Origin of the sequence: Bacteroides sp. UBA939, assembly GCF_002293435.1 — a bacterium.
Classification (GTDB): Bacteria; Bacteroidota; Bacteroidia; order Bacteroidales; family Bacteroidaceae; genus Bacteroides.
The window spans coordinates 1-4,184 of the sequence record NZ_DBDF01000220.1; the positions used below are offsets into that span (position 1 = coordinate 1).

The window sequence follows — 4,184 nt, forward strand, 5'->3', positions numbered from 1 at the left end:
GGAGGAGGAGAAACGAGATACTATTAGTATGCCTGAGTAGTTACTTTTCTTCCCGGTACTTAATGTTTCGAGGGTGATGTTCGATGATCTCGCTGCGCAGCATATTGCGGTCGATATGGGTGTAAATTTCTGTTGTTGCAATGGACTCATGTCCCAGCATACTCTGGATGGCGCGCAGGTTGGCGCCACCTTCCAGCAGGTGGGTGGCAAAAGAATGGCGGAAGGTGTGCGGGCTGATATTTTTAGTGATGCCCGCCTTTTCGGCTAACTCTTTAATCATGTGGAAAACCATAATCCGGGAGATGCCGTTTCCCCATCGGGCAAGGAATACGTAATCTTCGAATCCTTTTTTTATTTTGCCAAGGTTCCGGTCGGGCAGCCAGTTCTTTATTTCTTTGATGGCGCGGGGAGAGATGGGAATCAGCCGCTGCTTGCTTCCTTTGCCTTCTACTTTGATAAAGCCTTCGTCAAAATACAGGTCGGACAGTTTAAGATTGCAAAGCTCTGAAACCCGCAATCCGCAACTGTATAACGTTTCCAGAATAGCGCGGTTGCGTTGCCCTTCGTTCTTGCTTAAATCTATGGTAGCGATAATGGTGTCTATTTCTTCTACGGTGAGCACTTCGGGTAGTTTGAATCCTATTTTAGGGCCTTCGACCAGTTCGGCCGGGTCACTCTCCCGGTAGTCTGCGATGACGAGAAAGTGGAAGAACGATTTCACTCCCGAAACGATGCGTGCCTGGGAACGGGGATGGATGCCTATGTCATGCAATCCTGCCGCAAAGTGTTGCACGTCGTCCGGAGTAACTTCCAGGATGCCGGTATTTTCTGCTTTCAGGAAGCGCAACAGCTTGTCGAGGTCAGTCAGGTAAGCGTCGAGCGTATTAGGCGAAAGAGCTTTTTCCAGCTTCAGGTATTGCTGATACTTCCTGATTATCAGTGCTTCTTTCTCTTTACTTATTGTTTTTTCGTCTGGTTTCATTCTTCTTTGCACATGCTGATTTGCAAATATAAGAAACAGTTCGGACTTGGCTTGGCTTTGGCCGGAATTTAATCTGCAACAGGTTCGGACGCAGGCATCCGGAGAAGTACTTTTTCCGGACTTTCATCGTGCCTTCCTTATACCTGCTCCTCTTCCGCTCCTCTCCTGCTCCCATATGGGTACTGTTTGGGGGAGGAATAGAGGAGCAGGAAAGGAGCGGGTAAGGAGCGGGTATGGAGTTGGTACATGCCGGTAGTTCTTAAAAATAAGGCTCGGAAATGGGAGAAATACAGGCCGAAACAGAGCGGGTAAAGCCCTGATATTATACAAATATAATGAGACATATCGTTATTAGAAGTTTTTCAAATCCAAACTGAAAAAATAAGTTAGGCATTCATTGGGGGAAAATCACTATCTTTGCGCCATGAAATATTGTTCTCTACAGAGAATGGCATAAAACAACAAGTTATGATAATACAAATTATTAACGGCCCCAATATCAATTTGCTGGGCAAGCGTGAACCTTCTATTTATGGCAGTGTTACTTTTGAGGACTACCTTGCCGGACTTCGTAAAACACATGCAGATGTACAGATAGACTATTTCCAATCGAACATTGAAGGGGAATTAATAGACAAAATCCAGCAAACCGGATTTGATGTAGACGGAATCATATTGAATGCAGGCGCTTACACCCATACATCCATCGCTTTGCAGGATGCTATACGCTCGGTAACTTCCCCGGTGATTGAAGTACACATATCTAATGTGCACGCCCGCGAGGCTTTCCGCCATGTATCTATGATTGCCGGCGCTTGCAAAGGCGTTATTTGCGGTTTCGGACTAAACTCCTATCGCCTGGCACTCGAAGCGCTCATAAATGATGAACTTAAATAATCGCTTATGTTATTGAAACAAACCAAGATTGTTGCAACTATTTCGGATAAACGTTGCGATGTTGATTTTATAAAAGAATTGTTTGAAGCCGGTATGAATGTGGTGCGTATGAATACGGCGCACCTCGGATACGACGGGCTTGAAAAGTTGATAAGCAATATCCGTGCTGTATCCAACCGCATTGCCATCCTGATGGATACAAAAGGCCCGGAAGTGCGTACCACAACCAGTGAAGAACCGATTCCTTATAGAACAGGCGACCGGGTAAACGTGGTAGGTAATCCCGAACAACCGACTACCCGTGAATGCATTTCCGTTTCTTATCCTAATTTCGTGCACGAAGTAACTGTTGGAGTGCATATTCTTATCGACGATGGCGACCTGGAAATGATAGTCGTAGAGAAAACCCCCGAACATTTGGTTTGCGAAGTACAGAACGACGCTACCTTGGGAAGCCGCAAGAGCGTCAACGTACCGGGAGTGCGTATCAATCTGCCTTCTCTCACGGAAAAAGACCGGAATAATATTCTTTATGCCATTGAAAAAGACATTGACTTTATCGCACATTCTTTCGTCCGCAACAAACAGGATATACTTGATATCCGGGAGATTCTGGATGCCCACAACAGCGACATCCGTATCATTGCCAAGATAGAAAACCAGGAAGGAGTGGACAACATCGACGAGATACTGGAAGTTGCCGATGGCGTGATGGTGGCTCGCGGCGACCTTGGTATTGAAATATCGCAGGAACGCATCCCCGGTATTCAACGCATACTTATCCGTAAGTGCATCCTGGCCAAGAAACCGGTGATTGTGGCTACTCAGATGTTGCATACAATGATTACCAACCCCCGCCCTACCCGTGCGGAAGTGACGGACATAGCCAATGCCATTTATTATCGTACGGATGCTTTGATGCTGAGTGGCGAAACCGCATACGGGAAATATCCGAGGGAAGCTGTAAATACCATGACGAAGATTGCAGCGCAGGCGGAAAAGGATAAACTGCCGGATAACGATATCCGTATACCGTTGGATGAAAACAGCAACGATGTGACTGCTTTCCTTGCCAAGCAAGCCGTAAAAGCTACTACCAAACTAAAAATACGCGCCATTATTACCGACAGTTACAGCGGACGCACCGCTCGTAATCTTGCCGCTTTCCGTGGCAAGTATCCGGTACTGGCCATTTGCTATAAAGAAAAAACAATGCGCCATCTGGCATTATCCTATGGTGTGGAGGCTATTTACATGCCGGAATTAGCTAACGGGCAGGAATACTATTTTGCTGCATTGCGCCGCTTATTGAAAGAAGGCCGTTTAAGTGCAACCGATATGGTGGGTTACCTCAGTAGCGGTAAAGCCGGAACGCAAACTTCTTTCCTGGAAATCAATGTTGTGGGCGATGCCCTGAAGTATTCGGGAGATAGTGTTTTGCCGAACAAAAACCGGTACCTTTGAGGGAAATTGAAAGTTGAGAGTTGAAAATTGAAAATTGGGCTGCGCTATCTGTGGTGTCGTAATTTTCAACTTTCAACTTTCAACTTTCAATTTTTCAACTGTATAGTAATTTTCAACTTTCCACTTTCAACTTTCAATTTCCCCATGACGATTGATGAATATATTCTACAGCATATTGATGAAGAGGGTGAATATCTGAACGCTCTCTACAGGGATACGCACCTGAAATTGTTATATCCGCGTATGGCTTCGGGGCATTTGCAAGGGCGGATGTTGAAGATGTTTGTCAGGATGATACGCCCCCGGCGGATATTGGAAATAGGTACCTATAGCGGCTATTCCGCCCTCTGCCTTGCGGAAGGCTTGGCGCAGGACGGCATGCTATATACGTTTGAGATAAACGAGGAACAGGAAGACTTTACACGTCCGTGGCTGGAAGGCTCCGGGTATGCGGATAAAATAACGTTTTATATCGGTGATGCATTGCAGTTGGTTCCGCAACTTGACGTTACGTTCGACCTGGCATTTATTGACGCAGACAAACGTAGGTACACGGATTATTATGAAATGGTACTTCCCCGGCTTTCCGACGGAGGATACATCATTGCCGATAACACGTTGTGGGACAGTCATGTATTAGAGGAACATCCGCGCAACAATGATTTGCAAACCATTGGTATCAAAGCGTTCAACGACCATGTAGCGCAGGACGCGCGAGTGGAAAAAGTGATTCTTCCCTTGCGGGATGGACTGACCATTATACGCAAGAAGTAAGAAACTGTTTTGATTTTGCTCAGCATTCTTTTGAGAGTTGTTTTTTGAGGATGTTTTTCTGTTTTTA

4 protein-coding genes are annotated in these 4,184 nt (G+C 45.9%); 3 read left to right on the forward strand and 1 reads right to left on the reverse strand.

Annotation, left to right across the window (positions count from 1 at the left end):
* Positions 1-40 precede the first annotated feature (40 nt).
* The gene (xerD, locus tag B2Z67_RS14465; protein WP_291530550.1) at positions 41-982 is read right to left on the reverse strand and encodes a site-specific tyrosine recombinase XerD; all 942 of its coding nucleotides are present in this window, start codon (positions 980-982) and stop codon (positions 41-43) included.
* 468 nt (positions 983-1,450) lie between these two features.
* Between xerD and aroQ the strand changes: the two genes are divergently transcribed.
* The 3 genes from aroQ (at position 1,451) to B2Z67_RS14480 (ending at position 4,117) form a co-directional block, all read left to right on the forward strand.
* Positions 1,451-1,879 carry a type II 3-dehydroquinate dehydratase gene (gene aroQ, locus B2Z67_RS14470; protein WP_291530551.1) on the forward strand — a complete coding sequence of 143 codons (429 nt, stop codon included), beginning with the start codon at positions 1,451-1,453 and terminating at the stop codon, positions 1,877-1,879.
* A 6-nt stretch (positions 1,880-1,885) separates the two neighbouring features.
* Positions 1,886-3,343 (forward strand): pyruvate kinase, encoded by a 1,458-nt coding sequence (pyk, locus tag B2Z67_RS14475; protein ID WP_291530552.1) that lies wholly within the window; start codon positions 1,886-1,888, stop codon positions 3,341-3,343.
* Positions 3,344-3,487: 144 nt separating this feature from the next.
* Positions 3,488-4,117 (forward strand): O-methyltransferase, encoded by a 630-nt coding sequence (locus B2Z67_RS14480; protein WP_291530553.1) that lies wholly within the window; start codon positions 3,488-3,490, stop codon positions 4,115-4,117.
* Positions 4,118-4,184 lie beyond the last annotated feature (67 nt).

Coding starts and splice junctions, on each gene's coding strand:
- xerD (WP_291530550.1), bottom strand. CDS start 982: ATGAAACCAGACGAAAAAACAATAAGTAAAGAGAAAGAAGCACTGATA.
- aroQ (WP_291530551.1), top strand. CDS start 1,451: ATGATAATACAAATTATTAACGGCCCCAATATCAATTTGCTGGGCAAG.
- pyk (WP_291530552.1), top strand. CDS start 1,886: ATGTTATTGAAACAAACCAAGATTGTTGCAACTATTTCGGATAAACGT.
- B2Z67_RS14480 (WP_291530553.1), top strand. CDS start 3,488: ATGACGATTGATGAATATATTCTACAGCATATTGATGAAGAGGGTGAA.